The following is a 26,276-nucleotide window of genomic DNA, read 5'->3' as shown; positions in this document are numbered from 1 at the left end:
CCATGCGCTGGACAGTCGCTAGGTCGATTTCAAGTACCGATAAAGTGTCTGACGGCTGATATCAAAATCACGCGCCAATTTGGATTTACTTTCTCCTGCACCGGCGCGGTCAATTAAACTTACAACCTGATTGTCAGACAGTTTCTTCTTGCGCCCACTGTAAGATCCACGATTTTTGGCAGCGGCAATACCGGCTGCCTGTTTTTCCCTGGCCACAACGCGTTCAAACTCTGCAAGTGCCTCCATTACCGAAATAATAGGCCGTACAACCTCCAGATCGTCATGCCGGAACACCAGGCTTTCGTTCAAAAACTCCAGCGTTACCTGCTTTTCAACCAACTGTCGAATCAGCGTGCACAGCTGCTCGGTACTGGAGCTGAGCGATGCTATGCTGTCCACTACCACAGTATCCCCGCCCTGTATGTAGCGAAACAGCTTTTCAAGGCCTGCACGATTGGCGGCATTGTCCGTAGGTTCATCGCAAAACACGGCGTCAAATACATCATGGCTGGTTCTTTTCTCTACGCGGCCCTCGGCGTCTTGTAGAGAGAGCCGGAGATATTTGATGCGGTGCAATCTCATGGTGCCTCCTTGGCATTAGCTGTACGCCGTACTCAAAACTTATACAAACTGTAACTAAATCATCAAATCCTTACACAAACGCCTGTCACACTTAGCCCACCCAAAATACACAGTTGCAAAGACTTAAACTTACCTTATCATTTTGAAGCTTGAAATGATCCTAACAAGTTTTTGCCACACCGTCGATTTCGCAGTTCTTGAATGAGCCGCGTCCATTCACGCGGCGAGTGCGAATGCGCCTGTTTTACCGTGCACACGCAATTCCCCGACGTAAACAGAGGATACAGGGATGAATGCCTTGGAAAACACCGTCGAAACTGACCAGTCAATTACCGACCAGGAAAAAATTGAAAATGTAACCCGGCGCATTACCGAGCATGGTAATTACCTGCGCAAGCGTTATCCGATCTTGCAGTATCAAAGTGCCTTGGGCGCGAGTGTCATGGTATTTTCCCTGGTGGGAATGGTGGTTACCGGCGGGCTCTACCTGAAGGGTTTTATCCCGGCATGGACGTGTATTTTAATCAACGCGCTGTTGACGTCGTTCATACACGAAATTGAACATGATCTGATTCATCGCCTTTATTTCAGAAAGCAGCCGCTGGCCCATAACGCCATGATGTTCATGTGCTGGCTGGCCCGGCCAGGAATGCCCAGCCCGTGGCTAAGGCGCAGCCTGCATTTTCACCATCACAAGGAGTCCGGCACGGATTCGGATGTCGAAGCATGGATCACCACCAGTGGCAACCCGTGGGGCGTATTGCGGCTGTTGAAACTGATGGATGGATTTATATTTGGATTTTTAAATGCGATCTTCGCACCGGGATGGCGGCAAAAGGTAAGGTTGTTAGGCAAAATCATTCGCCTCAATACACCGTTCGGGCTTTTGTACTGGGGCTGCTGGTACGTATTTCTCGGCTATCACCTGTATGGGTGGCTGGGGTCAATCATCGGCGCCGAAGTTCACCGCTCTGCGGCAACCCTGGCACTGATGGATGTCGTTAATAGCGTCGTGGTTATCCTTATCGCGCCGAACCTGATACGGCAGTTCTGCCTGTTTTTTATAAGTTCAAACATGCACTATTATGGCGATGTCGCTCCGCGCAATGCGCTGCAACAAACCCAGGTAATGAACCCGTGGTGGCTGTGGCCGTTTCAGTTGTTCTGCTTCAACTTCGGCAGCACCCACAGCATTCACCATTTCGTGGTAAGAGACCCATTTTATCTTCGCCAGATGACCGCGCCGTATGCGCATAAAGTCATGGCCGAGGCGGGTGTGCGCTTCAATGACTTCGGCACTTACAAACGAGCCAACCGTTTCTCCATGAACCACGCTCAAACTCGCTCGCGAGGTTGATGGCGGCGGCCGACGCTGCGCCCTCAATGTTTTGGCCCTCGGTAATGGTGTTCAGCTACAAGGAGTGTGAAATATGAAAGCGCAAGGGATATGTGCGAGTCAGTTCGACGCGGTCAGGCAGGCCTTCGAGGACATGTTTGATGATCCGCAGGAGCGCGGGGCCGGGCTCTGCGTGCAGATTGACGGAGAGATGGTTGTCGACCTGTGGGCCGGCGTGGCGGACCAGGAAGGCACCAGGCCCTGGACCCGCGATACGCTGGCCAACACCTTCTGCGTGGTGAAACCCTATGTCGCGGTGGCGGTACTGATGCTGGTTGAACAGGGCAAGCTGGAGCTCGATGCGCCGGTTGCCCGTTACTGGCCTGAGTTCGCCCAGAATGGCAAGGCAAAGGTCACCTTGCGCCAGGTGATGAGCCACACCGCAGGCCTGCCGGCGCTACGCGCCCCCGACCATAACGCCATGATGTATGACTGGGAGCATATGGTCCGGGTTCTGGCCGCCGAGCCGCTTTGGTGGGAAGCGGGAACCGACCTGGGCTACGGCACCACCACCTTTGGCTGGATTCTCGGCGAGTTGATTCGGCGGGTGGACGGACGAGACCCCTGCGACTTTATCCACGCAGAGATTCTGCAGCCCCATGGCCTGGACGTTCACCTTGGCGTCGACGAAAAACACTTTCACCGTATCGCCCGTTTCGACAGCGCCAGGGGGCGGGTCGGTGACCCTTACTCGCAAGGCTTGCGCGCCGTGCTGAAAAACCAGCCAACGCACATCGCGACCTTCGCCTTCACCAACCCCGGCATGGTGCCTAAACGCACCAGCGACCCGCGCTGGTGGGCCTATCGGCAACCGGGTGTGTGCGGGCATGGCACCGCGCACGGCCTGGCCGGTTTCTACAGCGCACTATTGGCAGGCAACTTCATCGGGCGCGAACTGCTCAATGAGTTCCGGCGAGAACACAGTCATGGCATGGATCGGGTCTGGATGCGACCAATGCGTTACGGACTGGGCTGCATGCTTGAGCAGCAACGCGACCCGACGGCCTCCCACGCCATGGGCCCGCAGACTTTTGGCCATATCGGGCTTGGCGGCCCGATAAGTTTCGCCGATCCCGAACGGCAAGTGAGCTTTGGTTTTGTCACCACCACCTCGGGCAGTCATACGATGATCGATCCGCGCCCTAGCCGGCTGTCATCACTCGTCTATGCGGCGCTTTGATTCAGGGATTGCCTGAGAGTAGGATGGCCGCCCTGATAAGGAGATCAAGATTGCAGCCATCCGAAAAAAAATGCCCCTTCTGCGCTGAAACCATCAAGGCGCAAGCGCGACGCTGCAGGCATTGCCATGCCGACCTGAGCAATAAAACCATAGGCGTCTTTGCCAAGACAGGCATTACGGTTGTTGTTCTTGGCATTGTTTTGCTTGGGTTCGGCGCATTTGTCGCAAGCTCACCTGAAAGCAAGGAACAGTCCGAAGCGCAAGCTGCAATTGACCTCTGCCGCGAACGCGAAGCGTCCTACACGGGGCCTGCCAATGGGCGCAGCATAATCAGCGCTGCATGCCAGAAGATCGAGGATGAACTGCGGGGTAAATTCGGGCACGCACCGTAAGCCACTGCATTGCTCTTTAGAAGAGCTGGAGCGAGACGGCATTATCGGCTCGCTTGTGCCATGACACTCCTGGCAGAGGCCGGGGCCGTCAAGCGCTCTTGCGGCGCTGGACACGCCGGTGCACAGCAAAAGCGATGTTCGGCAACATCATGATTGTGAACATGCCCCAAAACCCGACCTTGCCGGCGCCATGTAGGTAGCCACCCAGCGCGATGAAAGCCACTGTAAGCAAGAATTGAAGCGATACGAATTTCTCTAGATCTCTCATCCTGACTCCTTTTCTGCGCGCAAAGAAAAACCCCGCAGACGTTAATCTGCGGGGCTTTCAATAATGGAGGCCGAGGTCGGAATCGAACCGGCGTAGACGGATTTGCAATCCGGAGCATAACCACTTTGCTACTCGGCCTCAAATGCCCGAGACCCTGAAACTGCGATCTCAAACATGTACAACTCTTTAAGGAAACAACTTGCTAAAACTGCTATCTCCTTGAAAACGCTAGGCTTTTTTCGTGCCTCGTTTTCGATGGACGCAATTATGTACTCATTCCCCTGCTCTGGCAACCCCTTGAATTCAAAAAGTTTTATTTTTTTCTTCGAGGGGCTTCGGGCGCCCTGCAGTGCGGGCTTTGCGCGCAAGTAACAGGGTGACAGCACAGGCGCCAAAGCGCGTTACTATACAGGCTCTACACACCATCCGCTGCCCAGATTGCTGCTTATGATGCAAACCGAACTGGACCTGTTCAACCCCGCCAGCCCCGCCGAGCCGCAATGGATCGGCAAGCAGGCCGTGGTGTTGCCCGGCTTTGCCCTGGCCTGGGTCGAGGCGCTGCTGCCTGAGTTGCGCAAGGTCATCGCCTGCGCGCCGTTTCGGCACATGGTCACCCCCGGTGGCCTGAACATGGCGGTAGGTTTGACCAACTGCGGGGCGCTGGGCTGGGTCAGTGATCGCCGCGGTTATCGCTACAGCCCGGTCGACCCACTCAGCCAGCAGCCCTGGCCAGCGCTGCCAGCGGCGTTGAGCGAGCTGGCAGCGCTGGCCGCTGCAGCCGCAGGCTTTGCCAATTTTCAGCCCGATGCCTGCCTGGTCAACTGCTACCAGCCGGGCAACCGCCTGAGCCTGCACCAGGACCGCGATGAGCGCGATTACAGCCAGCCGATTGTTTCGGTGTCGCTGGGTTTGCCGGCGGTGTTCCAGTTCGGCGGCCACAGCCGCAGCGAAGCCACGCAGCGCATCGGCCTGCGCCATGGCGATGTGATGGTCTGGGGCGGCGCAGACCGCCTGCGCTTTCATGGCGTGCTGCCGCTCAAACCGGGCAGTCACCCTGTGCTGGGCAGCCGGCGGATCAACCTGACCTTGCGCAAGGCAGGCTAGGCAGCTCGAAATTGCGTAGTAAGCCCGCGCCTGCAGGCCTTGACCGTCGCTCCCTGGCCGCTCCATGCTCTAGCCCCCTTCCCCCGACTTTCAAGGAACGATTGCATGAAGCTGGAAACCCTGGCCATCCACGCGGGCTTCAGCCCCGACCCGAGCACCAAGGCCGTCGCGGTACCGATCTACCAGACCACCTCTTTTGCCTTCGACAACACCCAGCACGGTGCCGACCTGTTTGACCTGAAAGTCGCCGGCAACATCTATAGCCGGATCATGAACCCCACCAACGACGTGCTTGAACAGCGCATGGCGGCGCTGGAAGGCGGCGTCGGTGCGCTGGCCGTGGCCTCGGGCATGGCCGCGATCACCTACGCGATCCAGACCGTGGCCGAAGCCGGTGACAACATCGTCTCGGTGGCCAAGCTCTACGGCGGCACCTACAACCTGCTGGCCCATACCCTGCCGCGCTTCGGCATCCAGACCCGTTTTGCCGCCCACGACGACATCGCCGCCCTCGAAGCGCTGATCGACAGCCGCACCAAGGCAGTGTTCTGCGAGTCGATCGGCAACCCGGCCGGCAATATCGTCGACCTCCAGGCCCTGGCCGATGCCGCCCACCGCCATGGCGTACCGCTGATCGTCGACAACACCGTGGCCACGCCGATCCTCTGCCGGCCGTTCGAGCACGGCGCCGATATCGTCGTCCACTCGCTGACCAAGTACATCGGCGGCCACGGCACCAGCATCGGTGGCATCGTCATCGACTCGGGCAAGTTCCCCTGGGCCGACAACAAAGAGCGCTTCGCCCTGCTCAACACCCCCGACCCGTCCTACCACGGCGTGACCTACACCGAAGCCTTTGGCCCTGCGGCCTTTATCGGCCGCTGCCGGGTGGTGCCGCTGCGCAACACCGGCGCGGCGCTGTCGCCATTCAACGCTTTCCTCATTCTGCAAGGCCTGGAAACCCTGGCCCTGCGCATGGAGCGGCACACCGAGAACGCGCTCAAGGTCGCCCACTATCTGCAAGGCCATGAGCAGGTCGCCTGGGTGAAGTACGCCGGTCTGCCCGATCACCCCGAGCACGAATTGGCCCGGCGCTACACCGAAGGCAAGCCGGCTTCGATCCTGTCGTTCGGGATCAAGGGCGGCCAGGAGGCCGGTGCGCGCTTTATCGATGCGCTGCAGCTGGTGGTGCGCCTGGTCAATATCGGCGATGCCAAATCCCTGGCCTGCCACCCGGCCTCCACCACCCATCGCCAGCTCAACGATGAAGAACTCGAACGCGCCGGCGTGCCGCGGGACATGGTGCGCCTGTCGATCGGCATCGAACACAGCGATGACATCATTGCCGACCTGAGCCAGGCGCTGGAGGCCAGCCGCGGCTGATGCTGTCCGACCACATCAGCGCGGCCTGACTGCGCAGGATCGCTTGAGGCTAGCGGGCGCAGCGGTGACTCAAGCGATCACCACCTGCGCCGCACTCAGGCTATCTGCCGACACCCCGACCAGGGTCACGCTATCGCTACCGAAGCTCAGCACCGCATCACTGCCCACCTGGCTCAGGTGCTGGCGAATGTCCGGTTGCGCCGTGCCACCCTCGACGCCGATGAATACCAGTCGGTCATCGGCGTCGAAGCCCTGTACCTGATCCTGGCCGAAGTGGCCGCTGAACAGGAAGGTGTCGCTGCCACCGCCCGATACCAGCACGTCGTTGCCGGCGCCACCGACCAACACGTCGTTGCCACGGCCACCTTGCAGATGGTCGTTGCCGTCCAGGCCAAACAGCCATTGGCCTTGCGCGCCCGCCTTGAGGCTGTCATTGCCTGGCGTACCGTTCTGGCTGGCGGCGTAGGCGTGAACCTTGCCGCTGCTCAGCAGCCCCGCCGGGTCGATCTGGTGGCTGACTTGCTTGCTGAAGAACAGCAGGCTCGATTCCTTGCTGACCAGGGTTTCGACCTGCTTGACCAGGCTGATGCCGCCGCTGCTGTCACGCAGGTACAGGGTGCCGTTGCCATCACGGGCGACATCAAATTTGTCCAGTGCCTGGCCGAGCTTCAAGGTGTCGTGGCCGGCGCCGCCGTCGATCAGGTTGTAGCCGCCATCGTCACGGAAAGTGTCGTTGCCGGCGCGCCCTTCCAGGTAATCATTGCCGCGCCCGCCATGAATCAGGTCGCCGGCGTCGGAGCCGATGATAAAGGTGCTGCCCTTGTGCGCTTCGGCGTTGCGGTTCAGGTCCTCGACCCAGGTCGAGCCACGGCGAACGTCGGACAGGTTGCTGACGACAATGGTCGAGTCCTTGGCCGTCCATTCATAGAATGCCGAGTCCAGCACCCGCCCCAGGCCGTCGCCGTAGGCGCTCGGCAAGTGCGAGAGCCAGGTGGCGATGTTGCCGATCGAGTACGGCAGCAGGTTCCAGGCATCGGAGGCATAGTGGTCGTTGAAGTTGACGATGTTGTCGGTGCTCGAAGGCTTGGCCGCATCGTGCACGCCGAAGGTTGCCCAGTCGGTTTTCGAGCCATTGAGCGCGCGGAACACCGGGTCGTTCTCGTAGCCGATGTTCAGCACCTTGCTGCTGTCGCTGGCCTGGGTGGGTGAGGCAAAGGCAACGTAGCGGGCGTCCTGATAGAAGCCGCCCCAGGTGTCGTTGCTAAGCTCGGCCAGGCTGTTGACACCAAGGCCACCGAGGCTGTGACCGCTGACGGTGATGTCGCTGCCGCTCAGGCCGTTGGCCTGGGCGAACCGGGCGACATCATCGAACAGCCGGCCGAAGGCATTGGCGGCGTAGTTCTTGGCAAAGTCAGCCGGGCCGAAGGCCGCCATCAGGTCGTGGATGGCATCGCTGATGGTGTCGCCGATCAGGTTTTCCCGCGGCCCGCTGGTGCCGCGAAAGGCGATGCCCAGGCCGCTTAACTGGCCGGCGGCGTCGTACTTGCCAAGTATCTCGACCTGGGCACTGGTGTAACCGCGGGTTTCACCATGGAAGGTGCCACGAAAATCCGTAGTGCCCTGGTAACCCAGCTGGCTGGCGCTGATCGGCGTCCAGCCGGCGGCCTTGACCGCAGCCAGGGCCTGGGCTTCGGCGTCGGGGTTCCAGGGGATGCCAGGGATCGCGCCCTGGCTGTCGGTGCCGCCGATCAGGGCCTTGATCAAGGTGGCCGGTAAACCGAGGCCAAAACCGTGCTGCTGGTAGCCAACGGCAAAGCCGTTGTCGATGCCGTGGTAGGCATACAGAGTCAGCGCCATGGCGTCGCTGTAGAGGGCTTTGGAAGCGGCGCTGTCGAGGTGGCGGTAATCGAAAACAGGCATGGCTATACATCCTTGTGCAGGTGGCAGGTAACCCTGGCGACATCGTCCGTTGACACACCCGTGGGCAAACCCAAACGCTGCCACAGGGGCAATTGGCCCGTCCATGGCAACATCGATGGCAAGCTGGCCAAAAGCGCGGGGGATTCTTCGTCAGCACCGGCAACATCAAGCTGTATATCCATACAGATAAAACTTGCCACGCCCCTCAATCCTGCGCATCCTATGGCCTTCACCCACCATAGATCGAACGGCATGCGCCTGTTTCTCTGCGAAAAGCCTTCCCAGGCCAAAGACATCGCCAAGGTTCTCGGCGCCAACCGCCGTGGCGACGGCTGCTGGGTCGGCACCGAGGTTACCGTCACCTGGTGCATCGGCCACTTGCTCGAGACCGCTCCACCCGACAGCTACGACGCGCGTTACAAGCGCTGGGTGCTGGCCGACCTGCCGATCGTGCCCGAAAAGTGGAAGATGCTGGTCAAGCCCAAGACCGCCAGCCAGTTCAAGGCGGTCAAGCGCCTGCTCGGCGAGGCCCGCGAGCTGGTGATCGCCACCGACGCCGACCGCGAAGGCGAGATGATCGCCCGCGAGCTGGTCGAGCATTGCCGCTACCGCGGGCCGATCAACCGCCTGTGGCTGTCGGCACTGGACGACGCCTCCATCCGCAAGGCCCTGGCGGCACTCAAGCCCGGTAGCGAAACCTTCAGCCTCTACCATTCGGCCCTGGGCCGCTCGCGGGCCGACTGGCTGATCGGCATGAACATGAGCCGGCTGTTCACCCTGCTCGGTCGCCAGTCCGGCTATCAGGGCGTACTGCCTGTGGGTCGGGTGCAAACGCCGACCTTGCGCCTGGTGGTCGACCGCGACCGCAGCATCGCTGACTTCGTGCCGGTGGCCTACTGGGCCATCGACGTGCAGCTGCAAAGCGCCGGCGAGCCATTCGCCGCGCAGTGGCGCGCCGCCGAAGATGCCTGTGACGACCAGGGCCGCTGCCTGAACCAGGCCCTGGCCCGGCAGGCCGCCGCCGCCATCGGCGCGGCCAGCAGTGCGCGGGTGGTCAAAGTGGCCACCGAGCGCGTGCGCGAAGCAGCACCGCTGCCCTTCGACCTGGGTACCTTGCAGGAGCTGTGCTCGAAGAAGTTCGGCCTCGGCGCCCAGGAAACCCTCGACATCGCCCAGGCCCTGTACGAGACCCACAAGCTGATCACCTACCCGCGCAGCGACTGCGGCTACCTGCCGTTAAGCCAGCACAGCGAGGCGCCGGCCATTCTCGCCGCCTTGCAGCGCGCCGACGCGAGCCTTGCGCCGCTGCAGCCGCACCTGCAGGCCCAGCGCCGTTCACGGGCCTGGAACGATGCCAAGGTCAGTGCCCACCACGGCATCATCCCCACCGCCGCCGCCAGCGACCCGTCGCGCCTGCCGGGCAAACACAAGGCGGTCTATACCCTGATCCGCGCCCGCTACCTGGCGCAGTTTTTGCCCAACCACGAATACGACCGTACCCAGGCCGAGTTCGATTGCGCAGGCCAGGCGTTGCGCGCGGTGGGCAAGCAGATTGTCGAGCCGGGCTGGCGCCGCGCCCTGCCCGAGGCCCTGACCCCGGCCAAAGGCCGTGAGGCGCCGGTGGCCCAGGTACTGCCGCTACTGCGCGAAGGCCAGGACTGCACGGTGGCCGCGGTCACCCTCAAGGACCTCTGGACCCAGCCGCCCAAGCCGTTCACCGAGGGCGACCTGATCAAGGCCATGAAGAACGTCGCCAAGCTGGTGGACGACCCGCGCCTCAAGCAAAAGCTCAAGGACACCACCGGCATCGGCACCGAGGCCACCCGTGCCGGAATCATCCAGGGCCTGCTCGATCGCGGTTACCTGGTCAAGAACGGCAAGGCCCTGAGCGCTACCCCGGCAGCCTTCAGCCTGATCGATGCGGTGCCGCGGGCAATTGCCGACCCGGGCACCACGGCGATCTGGGAGCAGGCGCTGGACATGGTGCAAAGCGGCGAAATGAGCCTTGAAGAGTTCGTCGCCAAGCAATCGGCATGGATGAGCAAGCAGGTGGAGCGTTGTGCCGGCCTGCGCCTGACCATCAGCGGCCCGGCGACCCCGGCCGGGCGCGGTGGCACGCCGTGGAAGAAAAAGCGCAAGAGCAGCGCTGCGGCAGGCAAGCGAACGCGCAAGCCGAAGGCAAAAGCGCAGTGAGATTGCTGGCCTTGCCGGCGAAGAGGCCCTCACGGTCAACACCCCTACCCCTGCTTGACCGCCTGCAAGGTATAACTCAACGGCAAGCGCCAGCGATCCTTGTCCAGCGACCACTCGCCGCCTTCGTCCTTGCTCATCTGCCCTGGCAGCGCCTCCCAGGGAATGCTGTCATGTTCTTCCAGTGCGGTAATCTGCAGCCCATGCTTGAGCAAGGCGCTGATGATCTCGCCCAGGCCATGGTTCCATTCGTGGGTTACCGTCTGCTCCAGCACCCCGTCGGTCTCGACATAGGTCTCGCCACTGTCCCACACCGTCGGCGCCTCGCGCTCGAAGTACGGGTACTCGATGACCAGCTTGTCCTGATGGTCCTCGTTCACCGCCAGCAGCATCGGATGACCCTCGCGCAGAAACAGTCGGCCACCAGGCTTGAGCAAAGCCGCCACGGTACGCGCCCAGCGCTCGATGCTCGGCAGCCAGATCAACGCGCCGATACCGGTGTATACCAGGTCGAAGGCCGCGGCTGGCAGCACCTGGTCGGCGGCATAGACATCCGCCTCGACATAGTCGATCCGCGCTGCACAACGCTGCGCCAGGGCCCGCGCCTGGGCCAAGGACTGTGCAGAAAAGTCCAGCCCGCTGACCTCGGCGCCCAAGCGCGACAACGACAAGGTGTCGGTACCGATATGGCATTGCAGGTGCACCGCGCGCTGGCCGCGAATATCGCCCAGGCGCGGCAGGTCGAAACGCACCACTTCGGACAGGTGCGCGGGGTCGGCGACGAATGTTTCCACTTCGTAGTCGCCGGAGGCGGCATGCAGCGGCGCACGCTCATCCCAGTTGCGACGGTTGAGTTCGATCGGGTCGGTCATCTTGGCGCTCCTTTGCAGCCGCAACCTTAGCGGCGTACCCAAGGCCTGGGCAAGTGCTGTATAAACCGCCCACACCCTCCTCAATCAAGAATGCATTGATGAAACTCGGATACACCATCGTCTACGTCCCCGATGTCGCCGCCTCGCTGGCTTTCTTCGAGCAGGCCTTCGGCTTGAGCCGGCGCTTTCTCCATGAGTCCGGCGACTATGGCGAACTGGACACCGGCGCCACCACCCTCGCCTTTGCGTCATTGGCCCTCGGCAATAGTCACTTTCCGGGCGGTGTGCTGGCAGCCAGCGAATCGGCAAAACCGCTGGGCATGGAAATCGCCCTGGTCACCGACGATGTCGCTAGCGCCCATGTCCACGCCGTGGCTGCCGGCGCCATCGAGCTGAAAACCCCCGAAGCCAAGCCCTGGGGGCAAACCCTGTCGTATGTGCGCTGCCCCGATGGCACCCTGGTGGAGCTGTGCACGCCGGTTGGCATCTGATCGCAGGCGTTACAGCGCCAGGCTCAGGCTGACCATCAAATTGCGCGGCTCCCCCGGCATGTTCCACGCCGCGTTGTAGCCGCGCTCGTAGTACTTGCGATCGAACAGGTTGTTCAGGTTCAGGCCCACCGTGGCCTGTTCGCTGATTTTGTAATGGGCCAGCAGGTCGACCGTGCTGTAGCTGGGTAAACGAAAGCTGCTGCCGGCCTGGCCGGAACGCTCGCCGACGTAGTTGGCTGCAGCGCCAATGTCCGAGCCAAGCAATGGTCCGCTCTGAAACTCATACACCGCCATCAGGCTGCCGCTATGTTGCGGGATGCCCAGCAAGTCGCTGCCCTTGGGCAAGGCGGCATCGCCCTTGGTCACTTCGGCATCGATATAGGCATAGGCGCCGATCACCCGCAGCGCTTCGCTCAACTGACCGCTGAACTGCAGGTCGAGCCCCTGGCTGCGCGCCTTGCCGGCGGCGATGCTGTCGCCGAAGGCATCGGTGGTGATGACGTTTTCCTTGTCGATCTGGAACAGCGCGACAGTCGCCCCCAGGCGGCTGTCGAACAGGTCCAGCTTGAGCCCGGTTTCATAGCCCAGGCCCTTTTCCGGTTTGTAGATCTGGCCCTGGGTGCCGATACTGTTGGGCTTGAACGAGGTCGAGGCATTGGCGAATACCCCGACTTCAGGTGTGAGCTGGTACAGCAGTCCCACCCGCGGGGTGGCGACGTCCTTTTCCTGAGTGTTGCTGACGCGCGTGGAGCGGTTCTGCGCGGTTTGTTCGATATGCTCCAGGCGTACGCCCACCAGAGCGCGCAAGCGCTCGGTAAAGGCGATCTGGTCCTGCAGGTTGAGCGCGTAGCTCTCGGTGCGCTCGAAAAAATCATTAGGGTTGATCAGCGCCGGTTTCGCCTGGCCATACACCGGGTTGTAGATGTCCAGGCCATAGCCGAGCGAAGTGGCGCTTTGCGGGTACTTCTGGCTGTTGCGGTAGTTCTCGTACTCAAGGCCCAGCAGGCTCTGGTGCTCCCAGCCGGCGAACTGGAACTGGCCGTGCAGTTCGGCCTGGGTGATGTTGTCGTTCCACTCGAAATCGCGCTCGCGGTAGAAGCGGCTGATGCTGGTGCCGACCACTCGCGACGGTTCCGAGCTGTTGCCCTTGAGCCGGCCCTGGGTGTAGTGGTTGGCCAGGCGCAACTTCCAACTGTCGTTGAGGTGGTGCTCCAGGGTCAGGTCGAGGGTCTGGTTGTCATTGCGGATGCGCCCGTCGTTGGGCTCGCCGAGAAAGGTCGAACGGCTGACCGAGCCCAGTTCGTTGTTGACCGCCGGGATGCCGCGGTCGAACACCGACTCGGTACGCGAGAACTCGGTGTCGATCGACAGCAGGGTCTCGGGGCTCAACTGCCAGCTCAGCGACGGGCTGACGATTCGCCGCTCACTGCCAACGTAATCGCGAAAGCTGCCGTTGTCCTCCACCGCCATATTGACCCGCGACAACACCCGGCCGTCTTCGCTGAGCGGCGTGTTGACGTCCAGGCTGCTGCGGTAACGGTCCCAACTGCCGGCGCTGGCCTTGAACCGAGTGAAGGCTTCGGCTTGCGGACGCTTGGTGACGATGTTTACCAACCCGCCGGGATCGCCGCGCCCGTACAGACTGGCGGCCGGGCCCTTGAGCACTTCGATGCGCTCGATGTTGGAGGTGTCGGGGGCGCTGTAGCTGCCGCGGTTGACGGCAAAGCCGTTCTTGTACAGCTCGCCGGTGGTGAAGCCACGCACGCTGTAGTTGAGGAAGGTCAGGCCGCCGAAGTTGTTCTGCCGGCTGACCCCGCCGGCAAAATCCAGGGCGCGGTCGATGCGCGTGCTGTTGAGGTCCTCGAGCACCTGGCTGGGCACCACGGCGATACTTTGCGGGGTGTCGCGGATGTCAGTGTCGGTCTTGGTCGCGGTGCCCGAACGAGTTGCACGATAGCCCTGCACCGGGCCGCTCGCACTTTCTTCATAGTGGCGTTCATTGACGTTGAGGGCATCAAGCAACACGGTATCGGCAGCGGCAGCTGGCAAAGCGAGCAGCGAGGCGGACAGGCCGAGGGATAACCTTCCTACGGGGTAGTTCATGAGGGCTCCTTAAATTTATGTAATAACATAACAATTTAAGAAGAAAGATAAAAGCAGCACAGCGCAAGCCCCTGTAGGAGCGGGCTTGCCCCGCGATCCCCCCTCAACAGCTACGAATCACCGCCTGCAACACGGTCTTGAAGGACGCGATCTGCTCTTCGCTGAATTGCCCGAACACCTTGTCCTGCTGCTCGCGGGCGATGCTCCACAGGCCTTCGGTCTGGTCGATACCGGTAATGGTCAGGCGCACATGCCCGGCCGCTTCGCTGTCGCACACCAGGCCCTTGCGCTTGAGGTTGGCCACTGCCTCGTCGATTTCCCGCGCCGGCATCGCCACTTCGCGCTGCAGGTCGGCAAGGTTCAGCCCGGCGTCGTTCTCCAGCACCATAAGCATCCGTGCCTCGCTGGTTCGCAGGCCGCTGGACAATTGCCGTGGCTGATAGCTGCCCTGGTAGGCGCGCAGGGCCTGGGTCATCAAGTAGTACAGGTTATGGCTCAGGCGCCCCTGGAAGTGGCTGCTCGGCGGCTGACCTTCTTCGCGGCGGGTCATGCGCGTGTGTGGCAGCACCATGGAATAGGCGCCCTGGTGATACAGCAACGGCGAGCGGCCGCAGTCATCGAAGGCCACCACCTTGCCGAGCATGATCCAGTGATCGCCACCGTCGAGTAGCTGCTGGGTTTCGCACTGAAAGCACGCCGAACAATCGGCGAGGATCGGCGCCCCACCCTCGCCTGCCTGGTAGCTGATACCGGCAAAACGGTCATCCTTGGGCTTGGCGAAGTTGTTGGACAGGTCGATCTGGTCGGCGGCGAGGATGTTCACGGCAAAATGGCTGGCCGCCTCGAACACCGCCAGGCTGCTCGAGCGTTTGTCCAGGCTCCAGAGAATCAGCGGCGGGTCGAGGGATACCGAGTTGAAGCTGTTGGCAGTGACGCCGACCAGGTTGCCCTGGGGATCGGCGGCGGTGACCACGGTGACGCCGGTGGCGAAGTTGCCCAGGGCACGGCGAAAGGCGCGGCTGTCGAAGGCCGATGCGGTTGCGGTAGACATGCAAGACTCCCCGGCTGCCGTGCGCGGCAGCCGTCATTGTTGTTATTGGCGAGGCCTATCAGACCATGCTTGGATCAGGTTCCAGGCCCATCAGCTCGCGGCCGAGAATCTGCGCGCAAACGTCGTAGTCGGTGTAGGCATGGGCGCCGGTCATGTGCGCATCGCGCCACAGCCGCTGCATTTCGTTGCTGTCGAACCAGGCAGTGCCGCCAGCGGCTTCGAATAGACGATCGACCGCCTGGATGCACATTTTCACCGCGTAGCCCTGGTTGGTGCGCCAGAACGCCAGGGTCTCGCGCGTCGGGTACTGGTGACGTTCGCTGTGCTCGGCGTGTTCCTGCCAGGTTTTTTCCAGAAATGCGCGAGCGGCGGCAACCTGATGGGTGGACTCGGCCAGGCGCATCAGCGCGGGTGTGGCGGCGCCGACATTGACCCCGGTATAGGCACGCACACGGTTCTTGGTCTTTTCGCGGAAGGCTTCGAGCATGCGCTCGGCAATACCGAGGCTGACGGTCGAGAAGCCGCTGGCGAAATATGGCCGGTACGGCGAGTAGAACACCTTGCTGTCCGGATACAGGCCAAAGCCTGCCGACTTGCCTTCCATCATGTCCTTGGCTTTCTGGATGCGGTGCTCGGGGACGAACACCTTGTCGATCACCAGGGTCTTGGTGCCGCTACCCCTCATGCCGGCGGCGAACCAGTCGTCGCGAATCTCGTAGTCGCTGCGCGGCAGCACGGCAAAGCAGTAGTCCTGGGTGCCTTCGGCATTGGCCCGACGGCAGCCGACAATCGCCCACTCGGCATGGTCGCTGCCGCTGCTCCAGCCCATCTCGCCGCTGAACAGCAAGCCGCCCTCGACCTCCTCGACCTTGCCGAACGGGGCGATACTGCTGCTGGCGGTGGCGTCGGGGTTGTCGCCCCAGATCTCCTCCTGCAGCTTGGCCGGGAACATCGCCAACTGATGGCTGTGGGTGCACAGCAGGCTCATGGCCCAGGCGGTGCTGGCGCAAGCGCCGGCAAGCAAGGCGATGCAGTCGGCAAATTGCGGCAGGGAGATTTCCAGGCCGCCGTAGGGCTTGGGCAAAAAGGCACGGTGCAGGCCGATGCTTTTCAGCAGGGCGATGTTTTCGGCCGGGACTTTGCGGTCCTGCTCGGCACGTGCGGCGTTGGCGGCGATGGCAGGCAAAATCGAACGAAGGTCTTCGAGCAGCGGGTTTGGCTTTTTCATGAGGGGCCCTGCTTATTATTGGATGTCCGCCAGGGCCTGCGAAGTGGCAGGTGGCGGCGGATGCAGGGGCCAGTATGGGAGGCTTGGCTCAGGGGGAAAATGCAACTTCCATAGGCAAGATTGTACTTTTCATAGGATGTTAAAAGCATCGCGGGGCAAGCCCGCTCCCACAGCGAACACCATCAATTCTGTGGGAGCGGGCTTGACCCGCGATAAATTCACTCCGCCACGACGTTCTGCAAATTGCGCCAAAGCTCAGCCACATGCTCACGCTCGGTCGGCAACGCCCCCACCGACACCCGCACCATCCAGCGGCCATGCAAGGTCGCCGGAGTGACGTAGGCTACCCCCGAGGCATTGAGCTGATCCGCCCAGCGCCGGGTATGTGCATCCAGCGCCTCACCCTGCAGGCCCTCACCTCGATGGCGAATGCACAAGGTCTGCAGCTGTACCGGCGCCAGCAACTCCCAGCCCTCGGCTCCGCGCACCTGCTCGGCCAGCCACTGGGCGTTGTCCAGGTCGCGGCGCAAGCGCTGTTGCAGGTTCTCGATGCCCTCGCTGCGCAGCATGAACCACAGCTTCAGGGCACGGAACCGCCGCCCCAGCGGGATACCCCAGTCGCGCAGGTTCTTGACCTTGCTGTCGACCGCCGACTGCAGGTAGCTGGGGTTGGTGCTCATGACCCGGATCAGGTGCTGCGGATCACGCACGAAGTACAGCGAGCAATCGAAAGCCACACCGAGCCATTTGTGCGCATTGACTACAATCGAGTCGGCCTGCTCGATACCGTCCCACATCCAGCGGCATTCCGGCAGGATCATCGCCGAACCCGCCATGGCCGAGTCCACGTGCAGCCACAAGCCATGTTCGCGGGCGATCTGGCCGATCGGTTGCAGCGGGTCGAGGGCGGTGGTTGCCGTGGTGCCGGTAGTAGCCACCACCGCGCAGGGTTGCAGGCCGTCGGCCAGGTCCTGTTCGATGGCTGCGGCCAGCGCTTGCGGGCGCATGGCGAAGTCGTCGTCGGTGTCGATGTAGCGGATGTTGTCCTTGCCAAAGCCTGCCAGCAGCGCGGCCTTGTCTACCGAGCTGTGGGCCTGGGCGCTGGTGTAGATCATCAGCGGCTTGCCCTGCCCCTGCAGGCCGCCCTTGGCCAGGGCGTAGTCGCTGCTGCGCTCGCGGGCGCTGATCAAGGCGACCAGGGTGCTGGTGGACGCAGTGTCCTGGATCACCCCGCTCCACTGCGCCGACAAACCGACCATCTGCCGCAGCCAGTCCACGGTGGTTTCCTCCAGCTCGCTCAGGGCCGGGCTCGATTGCCACGACAGGCCGAGCACGCCAAGGCCGGTGCTGAGAAAATCGCCAAGCACCGACGACAAGGTGCCGTTGGAGGGGAAGTAGCCGAAAAAGTCCGGGTGCTGCCAGTGCGACAGGCCGGGCATCACTAACTGGTCTACGTCCTTGAGAATATTCTCGAACGGCTCGCCCTGAACCGGCGCCGAGCCGGGCAAGGCCGCCTTGAGGTAACCGGGCTCGACCTGGGCCATCACCGGCAGTTCGCCGACACCCTGGCGGTAGTCGGCGATCAGGTCGATCAGTTGGTGGCCATGTTTGCGAAATTCTTCCGGGCTCATGCAGCGGCTCCTGTTATTGGCGGTAAGTGGGCCTGAGTCTAGGCCCTGGCTGACCGCCAAAAAACGCCGCCCCGCGCATAGCTGCTATGGCGAATGCGCATGGCCGCCGTGAACGCCGAACTGCGACTGCTGCCACTGCTCGAACACCAGGTTGCGCAACCAGCGGTGCTCGGCCGAGCCGTGCAGGCGCTGGTGCCAGACCACCCAGTAGCGCTGGCTGTGCTCGACAAACGCCAACGGCCGCCAGGTCAGTGGATGCAGGCGGCTGAGCTGGCGGGCAATGTGCTCGGGCACGGTGACCAGCGCCTGGCTGCTGCCGACCACCTGCACCGCCGCCGAGTAGAACGGCACCTGCAGGCTGATGCGCCGGCTCAGGCCCTGCTCACGCAGGTGGCGGTCGATAAAGCTGTCCTTGTCGCCACCGCCGGAAATGCGCACATGGTTCCAGGCGCGGTAATCGTCCTGGCTCAGTTCGGTTTTTGCCGCCAACGGGTGCTCGCGGTGCATCAGGCACACCGCGCGGTCTTCACCGAGCATGCGCCCATGCAGGTTGGCCGGAGCATCGTCGAACAGCGTGGTAGCCAGGTCGACTTCGCCGCTGGCGAGCAGTTCATACTGCCCCGGCTGCCAGGTGCGGTACTCGATCGACACCCCCGGCGCTTCGCGCTCCAAGGTGCTGACCAGCAGCGGCAGCATGTGCTCGGCGATGTAGTCCGAGGCCGCCAGGCAAAAACGTCGCTCGCAGCGCTTGGGCTCGAAGGCCTGCGGTTGGCGCAAGGCCTCGAGCTCGGCCAGCACCTGGCCCAGCGGCAGCAGCAGGCTTTCGCCGCGTTCACTCAAGACATAGCCGCGGCCCTGGCGCACCAGCAGCGGGTCGTCAAAGGCTTCGCGCATATGTGCCAGCTGGCGGCTGAGCACCGACTGGCTGCTGCCCAGGCGCTCGGCGGCATGGCTGAGGTTCTTCAGCTGCAGCATGCTCTGCAACGCGCGCAGGTGGGCGATGCTCAGGGAGGCGAAAATCGGGTTCAAGGGGCGCTCCTGCACAGGCGGATGCCGCAGCCTAAGGCCAAACCTTGCAGATTACAAAGCGCCTGGCAGGCCGGTGCATGGCCGGCGGCAGGCTCAGTCAAGCCACTGCCGGGGCGCTGCGCTAGGGTCGGGGCTTTGCTTTCCCTTGAGGTTCGTCCCATGAGCAACATCAGCCTTTTGCCCCAGGTGCGCGTTTTTTTGCAACGCGAGCACAGCAGCTTTATCGACGGTCGCCAGCAGCCACAGGCCGATGCCCGCTACCTGGAGGTGATCGACCCGGCCAGTGACCAGGTCATCAGCCGCGTGGCCGAAGCCACCGCGCAGACCATCGACGATGCCGTCGCCTCCTCGCGCCGTGGCTTTGCGCAATGGTCACAAACCGCCCCCGCCGTGCGTGCCAGCGTGCTGCTCAAGCTTGCCGACCTGATCGAGCAACACCGCGAAGAACTGGCGCAGCTGGAGACCTGCCAGTCGGGCAAGCTGATCACCCTTTCGCGCAATTTCGAGGTCGATCAGGCCGCGCATTTCTTGCGCTACTACGCCGGCTGGGCGACCAAGCTCAGCGGCCAGACCCTCACCCCGTCGCTGCCCTCGTTCAACGGCGAGCGCTACACCGCCTTTACCCTGCGCGAGCCAGTCGGCGTGGTGGTGGGCATCGTGCCGTGGAATTTCTCGACCATGATCGCCTTGTGGAAGCTCGGTTCGGCACTGGTGACCGGTTGCAGCATCATCATCAAGCCCAGCGAATTCACCCCGCTGACCATCCTGCGCATTGCCGAACTTGCCATCGACGCCGGCCTGCCCGCAGGCGCACTGAACGTGGTGACCGGCGCCGGCCTGGCCGGCAAGGCGCTGATCGAGCACCCGGGCACCGACAAGGTCTCGTTCACCGGCTCCGTGCCCACTGGCCTGGCCGTCGGCCAGAGCGCCATGGCCGCCAACCTGACCCGCGCCACCCTGGAGCTGGGCGGCAAGAATGCGGCCGGATTCCTGCGCGACGTACCAGTGCACACGGCGGTGGACGGCATCATCGAAGCGGGCTTTTTGCACGCCGGGCAGATCTGCGCGGCAGCCGAGCGCTTTTATCTGCATCGCTCGCAGATCGAGGCGGTGACCGGGGCCTTGAGCGAGCGCCTGGCCCAGCTGAAGATCGGCTCACCGCTGGATGAAAGCAGCGAATTCGGCCCGGTCTGCAACAAGCAGCACCAGGCCAGGCTCGGCGCACTGTTTGCCAAGGCGCGCAGCGAAGGCAGCCAGATCATCCATGGCGGGCGTTTGCTCGAAGGCCCGGGCTGCTACGTCGAGCCGACGGTGATCCTGGCCAATTCGGTGGACGACAGCCTGCTCAACGAGGAAACCTTCGGGCCGGTGGCGACCTTCTTGCCGTATGACGATGAAGAGCAACTGATCGCGCTGATGAACGCCAGCCCCTATGGCCTCAGTGCCAGCCTGTGGACCAACGACCTGAGCAAGGCCTTGCGCCTGGTGCCGCAGGTGCAGGCCGGTACGGTGTGGGTGAACATGCATACCCTGCTCGACCCGGCCGTGCCGTTTGGCGGGGTAAAGGCTTCAGGCATAGGCCGTGAATTTGGCGGGGCGTTTATCGAGGATTACACCGAGCTGAAGTCGGTGATGATTCGCTACTGACACTGCCCGCGATGGGCTGCACCGCAGCCCATTACTTCTGAATTCCATGAAGTAATTTTTTGATACCAACGATTCCCCTCACCCACCGTCTGTCGGACCATCGGCCAGTTACCCCATAAAAACAACACGAGGTACTGCCGTGGACAACGCCAACAAGGCGGGGGCTGCACGCCCGCGCATCGAGGTTCGCTCAATCGACTATGTGCCGCGCAGCGAGCGCCACGGCAAGGTCTGGCACCAGGCGCCGTTCTGGTTCACCGGCAACTTCGTGCTCACCACCATGGTCACCGGTTTCACCGGCCCGGCCCTGGGCCTGGGGGCGCTGTACTCGATCCTGGCGATCGTGCTCGGGGTGTGCTTTGGCACCTTCTTCATGGCCTTTCACGCCAACCAGGGCCCACGTATGGGCTTGCCGCAGATGATCCAGTCGCGCGCCCAATTCGGCCTCAAGGGCGCCATCGTGCCGTTTGCCGCCGTGGTCTTCGTCTACATCGGTTTCAACGTCTTCAACGTGATCCTCGCCACCGATGCGATCAACACCGTGCTGCCCGGCCAACGCACGCCCTGGTACCTGGGCCTGATCGTCATCGCCGTGCTGCTGGCGGTGGTCGGCCACGACTTGCTACACACGGTGCAGCGCTGGCTGACCTACGTGATGATCCTGGTGTTCGGCGTGCTCACCGTCAGCGCCCTGCTGACCCTGCAGGCCGACGCCGCCCTGCAGGATCCGCAGTTCTCGTGGGGCGCATTCCTGGTGCAACTGTCGGCGGCCGCCGGTTACCAGATCAGCTATTCGGTGTACGTCTCCGACTACTCGCGCTACCTGCCCCACGACACGCCGACGGCGAAAGTGGTGTTCTGGACCTACCTGGGCGCGGCCGGCTCGGCCCTGTGGCTGATGTCCCTGGGCGCCTTTCTCGCCTCGGCCTTGCCAGCGCCTGACGCCATCGCCAGTGTGCGCGAAGTGGGCAACCAGTTCCTGCCGGGCCTGGGCACCTTCACTGTGCTGATCTCGGTACCGGCGCTGGTGGGCATCATGGCGGTCAACTGCTACGGCGCCATGCTCACCAGCATCAGCGCCATCGACTGCTTCAAGCAGATCACGCCGTCGCTGAAGATCCGCGTGGCCGGCATCAGCGTGATTGCCACCATCGTCTTTATCGTCGCCCTGGCCATCCCCGAGAGCTACCTGGGCAGCTTCAACACCTTCGTGCTGCTGATGCTGTACTTCCTGGTGCCGTGGACCGCGGTCAACCTGGTGGACTTCTACTGCGTGCGCAAGGGCCACTACGTGATCAGCGAAATCTTCAACCCCGACGGCATCTACGGTGCCTGGGGCAAGCCCGGGCTGATCGCCTACGGCCTGGGTTTGCTGGCGATGGTGCCGTTCATGGCCTTGAGCTTTTACACCGGCCCCGCAGCCGCCGCGCTGGGTGGTGCCGACATTGCTTTTGTCATTGGTCTGCTGGTCACCGGCAGTCTCTACGCCCTGCTCTGCCGCTCGCTCGACCTGCCTGGCGAACAACGCCTGGCAGCGGCCAGCGAGCGCCAGCTTGAGGAAACCCTCGCATGAGTCCAACCCTGATCCAGGTCGCCTGCTGCCAACTGGCGCCGCAGGTCGGCGAACTTAAATACAACCGCGAGCGCGCCCTACAGGCTGTCCGCAGCGCCGCCGGACAAGGCGCCCAGGTGGTGGTGCTACCGGAGCTGGTGCAAAGCGGCTATGTGTTCGCCGACCGCAACGAAGCCCTGAGCCTGGCCGAAACCCCCAACGGCGAAACCCTGCGCCAGTGGGCAGCGCTGGCGGCGGAGCTGGACATCGTCATCGTCGGCGGCTTTTGCGAGCGCACCGAGCGCGACGAGTTGTACAACAGCGCCGCCCTGGTCGATGCCGACGGCGTGCGCGCGGTGTACCGCAAGGCGCATTTGTGGAACGACGAAAAGCGCATTTTCAGCGCCGGTGGGCAACCGCCGCCGGTGATCGATACGCGCTTCGGACGCATTGCGGTGATGATCTGCTACGACCTGGAATTTCCCGAGTGGGTGCGCTTGCCGGCGCTGGCCGGGGCCGAACTGCTGTGCGCGCCGGTGAACTGGCCGGACGGCCCGCGACCGCTCGGCGAGCGGCCCGCGGAAGTGGTACGGGTGCAGGCCAATGCTTCGGTCAACCGCTTGTACATCGCCGCCTGTGACCGCAACGGCCATGAGCGCGAAGTGGATTGGGTCGGTGGCTCGGTGATTGTTGATGCCAACGGCTACCCGCTGGCCGGACCGCTGCATGAAGCGCCGGCCGGCACGCAAATCATCCACGCCCGCCTCGACCTGAGCGAGGCGCGGGACAAGCGCATCAGTGCCTTGAACGATGTGCACCGGGATCGCCAGCCGGTGTTGTACGACTGATTTTTCTGGCGGCTGTGCAGCCACGCCCCAAACCCGTGCAAAGCCACTAGAATAGGCCACCGCAAACACCAGGCTGCCCCATGGATATCGAGCTCGCCCGCACCTTTCTGGAAATCGTCCGCACCGGCAGCCTGGTGTCCGCTGCCGAGCGCCTGCACGTCACCCAGACGGCCATCACCGCCCGGGTGCAAAAGCTCGAACAGCAGCTCGCCTGCCGGTTGTTCATCCGCAGCCGCAGCGGCGCCAGCCTCACCGCCGACGGCGAGGCCTTCGTGGTGTATGCCAACCAGCTGGTGCAAACCTGGGAGGCCGCGCGCCGCGACCTGCCGTTGCCCGAAGGCTGCCACCAGGTGTTGCACATCGGCGGCGAAGTCAGCCTCGGCAACCCCATGGTGCTTGGCTGGGTCAGCGCCCTGCATCGGGAAATGCCCGGCCACGCCATTCGCAGCGAAGTCAGCGACGGCGAGTCGTTGCTGCACAAAGTGGAAATGGGCGTGCTCGATGCCGTGCTGGTCTACCAGCCCACCTACGGCCCGGGCCTGCAGGTGGAACAACTGATGGAAGAAAAGCTCATCCGCATCCGCCGCAAGGACAAACCCGAGCCTTACGTGTACATCGACTGGGGCCAGACCTTTCGCCGCCGCCACGACGCCGCCCTGCCCGAATGCGCGCGCCCGGCGCTGAGCTTCAACCTCGGGCCGCTGGCGCTGCAGTACATCCTTGAACACGGCGGCAGCGGCTACTTCCGTACCCGCGTGGTGCAGGCCTACCTGGACAGCGGCGTATTCGAACGCGTGCCGCAAGCACCCGAGTTCACCTACCCCACCTACCTGGTGTATGCCCGCGAGCGCGACAGCGAGGCGCTGCAGCAGGCGTTCAGGGTGCTGCGCGAAGTGGTCGCCGGTGAGAGCGACTGGTCACAGCGCTGGGATCCGGTGATCTGAGGCCGCCACCTCACTCAACAACTGCCGCTTGAGCCCGGCAATCAGATCGGTCTGGGTAATCACCCCCACCAGCGCTTCGCCGTCCATTACCGGCAAGCAATGCAGCCCCTGCTCGCTGAGCAACGGAATCAGCGCCACCGCCGGCTCGTCGCTGCGCACGGTAATCACCGGCCGGCTCATGATCTGCTCCAGCAGCACCTTGGGCCGGCGCCCGAGCAATGCGCGCCAGCTGCACCGCCCCTGGGCCATGGCCGGGCCGATCAGGTCGGTGAGGCTGACTATCCCCACCAGGCGCCGGGCGTCATCGAGTACCGGCAAGGTGTGCAGATGGTGGCTCGACAGCAACTGCCAGGCCTGTTGCAAGGTGGTTTGCGGGGTCGCCAGTTGCACGTCCCGGGACATCACCGAGGCGGCGGTAATGCCGCCCAGGCTGCGTTTGAGCGCGTGTTGCTCGGTGGCCATGATGATGCGTTCGAGTTCGTCGCGGGTGACGTCAACGAACTCGCCGAGCTCTTCCAGCGCCTGGTCGAGGTCTTCACCACTGACGCCGACCCGTTCACCTGGCAGCACGTCGGCAGTGTGGTGCAGGTCTTTGCGCGCTGCGGCGGTCTTCGGGTAGCGCACGCCGGTCAGGCGGTTGTAGATCACCGCCACGGCCACCAGCACCAGGGCATTGAGCATGATCGGTTCGAACACCTGGTCGCCCATCGCCGCCAGCGACGAGTCGGCCAGCACCACGCTCACCGCCACGCCGCCACCCGGCGGGTGCAGGCAGCGCAGCAGGCACATGAGCAAAATCGCCACGCCCAGGGCCAACGCCGCGACCCACAGGGCCGAACCAAAGCAGTGATGCAGCACCAGGCCCACCGCGGTGGCGCTGGCATAGCTGCCAATAAACGGCCAGGGCTGCGCCAGCGCCCCGGAGTGCACGGCAAACAGTAGCACCGCCGAGGCCGCCAGCGGCCCGAGCAGGTGCAGCGCCACTGTCGGGCCAAAGGCCAGGCTGCAGGCCAGGCCTGCGAGAAACAGACCGAGCAGTGCGCCAACGCCTGCGCGTAGCCATTCTTTTGGGGGGATGTTCAGAGGGGCCGGCAGCAGCCGGTTGAACCCGTTGTTCAGAGCGCGCAGAGACATGGGTAGATCGGGCACCTGGGCAGTAAAAAAAGCCCGGCCAAATTGACTGGGCTGAGTATTGCGAGGGGGCAATACCAATGGGCTCCGTCCGTGGAGATGGAATTTTTGGGTGTTGCGTGGGCGGGGATTTTGCCGGGGTTGGGCTGGCGAGTGGTAATTCAAAAAACTGAGGGGTGAGTGCAGTTTTTTTGAGGGATGGCACGAGTCGGCGGCAAGGCCGCCGACTTCGCCAGGCAATCAATGCATGAACAGGGCGATCAGGATGATCACCGGAATCGGTACACCCAGCATGAACAACAGTAGTGAACGCATGGTAGTTCTCCTCGGTTCAACGGACTTGGGCACTGACGTAGTCATCGACCAGCACCACGGCATCGCGACGACGGCCGCCGTAAGTGGCGGCGAGGCTGGCGAAGAACGCCCCGCACAGCAAGGCAATGAACATCCACAATGCCGACAGCGCAGCCGCCTTGCTGGCGGCATCAGCCGCTTCACGGGCAGCCTTTTTGGCGTCGTCCACTGCCTGGCGCGCCTGGGCGAAGACCTGGTCGACACGCTGCTCGGCCTGGGCCGGCGCAAGGTTGGTGCGCTGACTGACCAGTTGCGCCAGGTACTGGCGGTCTTCGCCGCTCAGTTGCCCGCCGTTGCTCAACGCGCGCGCCATGATCCGGGTCACCGCTACTTGTGCAGCATCTTCGTTGACCGTCACCGTGCCATCGCCACGGAACAGGGTATCGACGAAATAACCATAGGGGTCGCTACCCTGGGAACCGCTGGCAGCCGTCGCTGCCGCAGTAACGCCACCTGCAGCACCGGCGGCGACCTGAGCCCCCGCCTGCACGCCGCCAGCGACGATACTGCTGACCGAACCGACCACCAGCGTTGCCGTGACCAGCGTGGCAACGGCCCAGGCCAGAAAGCCGTGGGCGGTATCGCGAAAGTACACCTCATCGCCATGCACGCTCGCCCATTTGACCCGCAGACGGCCTGCCAGGTAACCCCCCAGGCCGGAGGCGATAATCTGCGTCAGCGCCAGCCAGACAATCGTCGAGATACCCAGGCCCTTGGCGCTCATGCCGTCGCCAACCCACGGCGAAACTGCCGAGAAGCCCAGCCCGATACCGAGCAAAACCAGTATCAACGACAACGCCGCGGCGCCCGCCGCGCCGGCAAATATAGCCGCCCATGACACGCCGGAGCGGCTTTGCGCTTCGACGATGGAGGTGGAGTGGGTTTCTGATGTTGTAATCATTGTTGTAGAACTCCCGTGAGGAACATCGAATGTTCACTACAACGGGTGCACGCCCTGTGCCAAACCGGTTGAAAGGGCA

At 63.0% G+C, this 26,276-nt stretch carries 21 protein-coding genes, 1 tRNA gene and 1 pseudogene; 11 read left to right on the top strand and 12 right to left on the bottom strand.

Annotation, left to right across the window (positions count from 1 at the left end):
- Window positions 1–18: 18 nt before the first annotated feature.
- Window positions 19–582, bottom strand: coding sequence for a recombinase family protein (locus tag LOY22_RS11005; protein ID WP_258597480.1), 564 nt, complete (start codon window positions 580–582; stop codon window positions 19–21).
- A gap of 289 nt (window positions 583–871) precedes the next feature.
- On the opposite strand from LOY22_RS11005, the gene LOY22_RS11000 reads away from it, so the two are divergent.
- The 3 genes from LOY22_RS11000 (at window position 872) to LOY22_RS10990 (ending at window position 3,550) form a co-directional block, all read left to right on the top strand.
- Window positions 872–1,939, top strand: coding sequence for a fatty acid desaturase (locus LOY22_RS11000; RefSeq protein WP_258597479.1), 1,068 nt, complete (start codon window positions 872–874; stop codon window positions 1,937–1,939).
- 73 nt (window positions 1,940–2,012) lie between these two features.
- The gene (locus LOY22_RS10995) at window positions 2,013–3,158 is read left to right on the top strand and encodes a serine hydrolase domain-containing protein (RefSeq protein ID WP_093384033.1); all 1,146 of its coding nucleotides are present in this window, start codon (window positions 2,013–2,015) and stop codon (window positions 3,156–3,158) included.
- Window positions 3,159–3,208: 50 nt separating this feature from the next.
- Window positions 3,209–3,550, top strand: a complete 342-nt coding sequence (locus LOY22_RS10990; RefSeq protein ID WP_258597478.1) for a hypothetical protein — start codon at window positions 3,209–3,211, stop codon at window positions 3,548–3,550.
- 88 nt (window positions 3,551–3,638) lie between these two features.
- Here the strand turns inward: LOY22_RS10990 and LOY22_RS10985 are convergent, their stop codons facing one another.
- Window positions 3,639–3,818, bottom strand: coding sequence for a hypothetical protein (locus tag LOY22_RS10985; RefSeq protein WP_258597477.1), 180 nt, complete (start codon window positions 3,816–3,818; stop codon window positions 3,639–3,641).
- 64 nt (window positions 3,819–3,882) lie between these two features.
- Window positions 3,883–3,956: transfer RNA gene (locus LOY22_RS10980), tRNA-Cys, on the bottom strand.
- A gap of 309 nt (window positions 3,957–4,265) precedes the next feature.
- Between LOY22_RS10980 and alkB the strand changes: the two genes are divergently transcribed.
- Window positions 4,266–4,922: a DNA oxidative demethylase AlkB gene (gene alkB, locus LOY22_RS10975; protein WP_258597476.1), complete on the top strand. Its 657-nt coding sequence runs from the start codon at window positions 4,266–4,268 to the stop codon at window positions 4,920–4,922.
- 105 nt (window positions 4,923–5,027) lie between these two features.
- Window positions 5,028–6,305, top strand: a complete 1,278-nt coding sequence (locus tag LOY22_RS10970) for a bifunctional O-acetylhomoserine aminocarboxypropyltransferase/cysteine synthase (protein WP_258597475.1) — start codon at window positions 5,028–5,030, stop codon at window positions 6,303–6,305.
- A gap of 69 nt (window positions 6,306–6,374) precedes the next feature.
- Here the strand turns inward: LOY22_RS10970 and LOY22_RS10965 are convergent, their stop codons facing one another.
- Entirely contained in the window at window positions 6,375–8,225 is a 1,851-nt protein-coding gene (locus tag LOY22_RS10965; protein ID WP_258597474.1) for a polyurethanase, read from the bottom strand.
- A 252-nt stretch (window positions 8,226–8,477) separates the two neighbouring features.
- Here LOY22_RS10965 and LOY22_RS10960 point away from each other — a divergent pair, with 252 nt between their 5' ends.
- Entirely contained in the window at window positions 8,478–10,418 is a 1,941-nt protein-coding gene (locus tag LOY22_RS10960) for a DNA topoisomerase III (protein ID WP_258597473.1), read from the top strand.
- Window positions 10,419–10,462: 44 nt separating this feature from the next.
- Here the strand turns inward: LOY22_RS10960 and LOY22_RS10955 are convergent, their stop codons facing one another.
- Window positions 10,463–11,287, bottom strand: a complete 825-nt coding sequence (locus LOY22_RS10955) for a bifunctional 2-polyprenyl-6-hydroxyphenol methylase/3-demethylubiquinol 3-O-methyltransferase UbiG (protein WP_258597471.1) — start codon at window positions 11,285–11,287, stop codon at window positions 10,463–10,465.
- A gap of 98 nt (window positions 11,288–11,385) precedes the next feature.
- Between LOY22_RS10955 and LOY22_RS10950 the strand changes: the two genes are divergently transcribed.
- Window positions 11,386–11,778 (top strand): VOC family protein, encoded by a 393-nt coding sequence (locus LOY22_RS10950; protein WP_258597469.1) that lies wholly within the window; start codon window positions 11,386–11,388, stop codon window positions 11,776–11,778.
- 9 nt (window positions 11,779–11,787) lie between these two features.
- Here LOY22_RS10950 and LOY22_RS10945 read toward each other — a convergent pair whose 3' ends face one another.
- The 5 genes from LOY22_RS10945 to LOY22_RS10925 form a co-directional block, all read right to left on the bottom strand.
- On the bottom strand, window positions 11,788–13,881 hold the full coding sequence (locus LOY22_RS10945) for a TonB-dependent siderophore receptor (protein ID WP_093384077.1): 2,094 nt from the start codon (window positions 13,879–13,881) through the stop codon (window positions 11,788–11,790).
- Window positions 13,882–13,984: 103 nt separating this feature from the next.
- Window positions 13,985–14,932 carry a p-hydroxyphenylacetate 3-hydroxylase reductase component gene (locus tag LOY22_RS10940; protein ID WP_258597467.1) on the bottom strand — a complete coding sequence of 316 codons (948 nt, stop codon included), beginning with the start codon at window positions 14,930–14,932 and terminating at the stop codon, window positions 13,985–13,987.
- A 58-nt stretch (window positions 14,933–14,990) separates the two neighbouring features.
- Window positions 14,991–16,160 carry a p-hydroxyphenylacetate 3-hydroxylase oxygenase component gene (locus LOY22_RS10935; RefSeq protein WP_093384089.1) on the bottom strand — a complete coding sequence of 390 codons (1,170 nt, stop codon included), beginning with the start codon at window positions 16,158–16,160 and terminating at the stop codon, window positions 14,991–14,993.
- A gap of 218 nt (window positions 16,161–16,378) precedes the next feature.
- Entirely contained in the window at window positions 16,379–17,791 is a 1,413-nt protein-coding gene (locus LOY22_RS10930; RefSeq protein ID WP_093384096.1) for a DOPA decarboxylase, read from the bottom strand.
- 84 nt (window positions 17,792–17,875) lie between these two features.
- Window positions 17,876–18,820 (bottom strand): LysR family transcriptional regulator, encoded by a 945-nt coding sequence (locus LOY22_RS10925; RefSeq protein WP_045196636.1) that lies wholly within the window; start codon window positions 18,818–18,820, stop codon window positions 17,876–17,878.
- A gap of 159 nt (window positions 18,821–18,979) precedes the next feature.
- Between LOY22_RS10925 and LOY22_RS10920 the strand changes: the two genes are divergently transcribed.
- From LOY22_RS10920 to LOY22_RS10905, 4 genes are all read left to right on the top strand, one after another.
- On the top strand, window positions 18,980–20,467 hold the full coding sequence (locus LOY22_RS10920; protein ID WP_258597465.1) for an aldehyde dehydrogenase family protein: 1,488 nt from the start codon (window positions 18,980–18,982) through the stop codon (window positions 20,465–20,467).
- Between the two features lie 139 nt (window positions 20,468–20,606).
- Window positions 20,607–22,040 carry a cytosine permease gene (locus LOY22_RS10915; protein WP_258597463.1) on the top strand — a complete coding sequence of 478 codons (1,434 nt, stop codon included), beginning with the start codon at window positions 20,607–20,609 and terminating at the stop codon, window positions 22,038–22,040.
- Window positions 22,037–22,867, top strand: coding sequence for a nitrilase family protein (locus LOY22_RS10910; protein WP_093384109.1), 831 nt, complete (start codon window positions 22,037–22,039; stop codon window positions 22,865–22,867). The genes LOY22_RS10915 and LOY22_RS10910 overlap by 4 nt, the downstream gene beginning before the upstream one ends.
- Before the next feature lie 80 nt (window positions 22,868–22,947).
- Window positions 22,948–23,811: a LysR family transcriptional regulator gene (locus LOY22_RS10905; RefSeq protein ID WP_258597461.1), complete on the top strand. Its 864-nt coding sequence runs from the start codon at window positions 22,948–22,950 to the stop codon at window positions 23,809–23,811.
- Here LOY22_RS10905 and LOY22_RS10900 read toward each other — a convergent pair.
- A pseudogene (locus LOY22_RS10900) lies at window positions 23,785–24,988 on the bottom strand (HPP family protein). The gene LOY22_RS10905 and the pseudogene LOY22_RS10900 overlap by 27 nt on opposite strands.
- A gap of 285 nt (window positions 24,989–25,273) precedes the next feature.
- Window positions 25,274–26,197, bottom strand: coding sequence for a hypothetical protein (locus tag LOY22_RS10895; RefSeq protein ID WP_258597457.1), 924 nt, complete (start codon window positions 26,195–26,197; stop codon window positions 25,274–25,276).
- Window positions 26,198–26,276 lie beyond the last annotated feature (79 nt).

It is taken from the genome of Pseudomonas sp. B21-035, assembly GCF_024748945.1.
In the GTDB taxonomy this organism is placed as follows: Bacteria; Pseudomonadota; Gammaproteobacteria; order Pseudomonadales; family Pseudomonadaceae; genus Aquipseudomonas.
This window is presented reverse-complemented; position numbering and strand designations above follow the sequence as displayed.

What these genes read in the sequence shown, in the direction of transcription:
- LOY22_RS10910 (WP_093384109.1), top strand. Translation starts at nt 22,037, where the DNA reads ATGAGTCCAACCCTGATCCAGGTCGCCTGCTGCCAACTGGCGCCGCAG.
- alkB (WP_258597476.1), top strand. Translation starts at nt 4,266, where the DNA reads ATGATGCAAACCGAACTGGACCTGTTCAACCCCGCCAGCCCCGCCGAG.
- LOY22_RS10895 (WP_258597457.1), bottom strand. Translation starts at nt 26,197, where the DNA reads ATGATTACAACATCAGAAACCCACTCCACCTCCATCGTCGAAGCGCAA.
- LOY22_RS10965 (WP_258597474.1), bottom strand. Translation starts at nt 8,225, where the DNA reads ATGCCTGTTTTCGATTACCGCCACCTCGACAGCGCCGCTTCCAAAGCC.
- LOY22_RS10940 (WP_258597467.1), bottom strand. Translation starts at nt 14,932, where the DNA reads ATGTCTACCGCAACCGCATCGGCCTTCGACAGCCGCGCCTTTCGCCGT.
- LOY22_RS10935 (WP_093384089.1), bottom strand. Translation starts at nt 16,160, where the DNA reads ATGAAAAAGCCAAACCCGCTGCTCGAAGACCTTCGTTCGATTTTGCCT.
- LOY22_RS11000 (WP_258597479.1), top strand. Translation starts at nt 872, where the DNA reads ATGAATGCCTTGGAAAACACCGTCGAAACTGACCAGTCAATTACCGAC.
- LOY22_RS10955 (WP_258597471.1), bottom strand. Translation starts at nt 11,287, where the DNA reads ATGACCGACCCGATCGAACTCAACCGTCGCAACTGGGATGAGCGTGCG.
- LOY22_RS10945 (WP_093384077.1), bottom strand. Translation starts at nt 13,881, where the DNA reads ATGAACTACCCCGTAGGAAGGTTATCCCTCGGCCTGTCCGCCTCGCTG.
- LOY22_RS10920 (WP_258597465.1), top strand. Translation starts at nt 18,980, where the DNA reads ATGAGCAACATCAGCCTTTTGCCCCAGGTGCGCGTTTTTTTGCAACGC.
- LOY22_RS10985 (WP_258597477.1), bottom strand. Translation starts at nt 3,818, where the DNA reads ATGAGAGATCTAGAGAAATTCGTATCGCTTCAATTCTTGCTTACAGTG.
- LOY22_RS10930 (WP_093384096.1), bottom strand. Translation starts at nt 17,791, where the DNA reads ATGAGCCCGGAAGAATTTCGCAAACATGGCCACCAACTGATCGACCTG.
- LOY22_RS10950 (WP_258597469.1), top strand. Translation starts at nt 11,386, where the DNA reads ATGAAACTCGGATACACCATCGTCTACGTCCCCGATGTCGCCGCCTCG.
- LOY22_RS11005 (WP_258597480.1), bottom strand. Translation starts at nt 582, where the DNA reads ATGAGATTGCACCGCATCAAATATCTCCGGCTCTCTCTACAAGACGCC.
- LOY22_RS10960 (WP_258597473.1), top strand. Translation starts at nt 8,478, where the DNA reads ATGCGCCTGTTTCTCTGCGAAAAGCCTTCCCAGGCCAAAGACATCGCC.
- LOY22_RS10995 (WP_093384033.1), top strand. Translation starts at nt 2,013, where the DNA reads ATGAAAGCGCAAGGGATATGTGCGAGTCAGTTCGACGCGGTCAGGCAG.
- LOY22_RS10905 (WP_258597461.1), top strand. Translation starts at nt 22,948, where the DNA reads ATGGATATCGAGCTCGCCCGCACCTTTCTGGAAATCGTCCGCACCGGC.
- LOY22_RS10970 (WP_258597475.1), top strand. Translation starts at nt 5,028, where the DNA reads ATGAAGCTGGAAACCCTGGCCATCCACGCGGGCTTCAGCCCCGACCCG.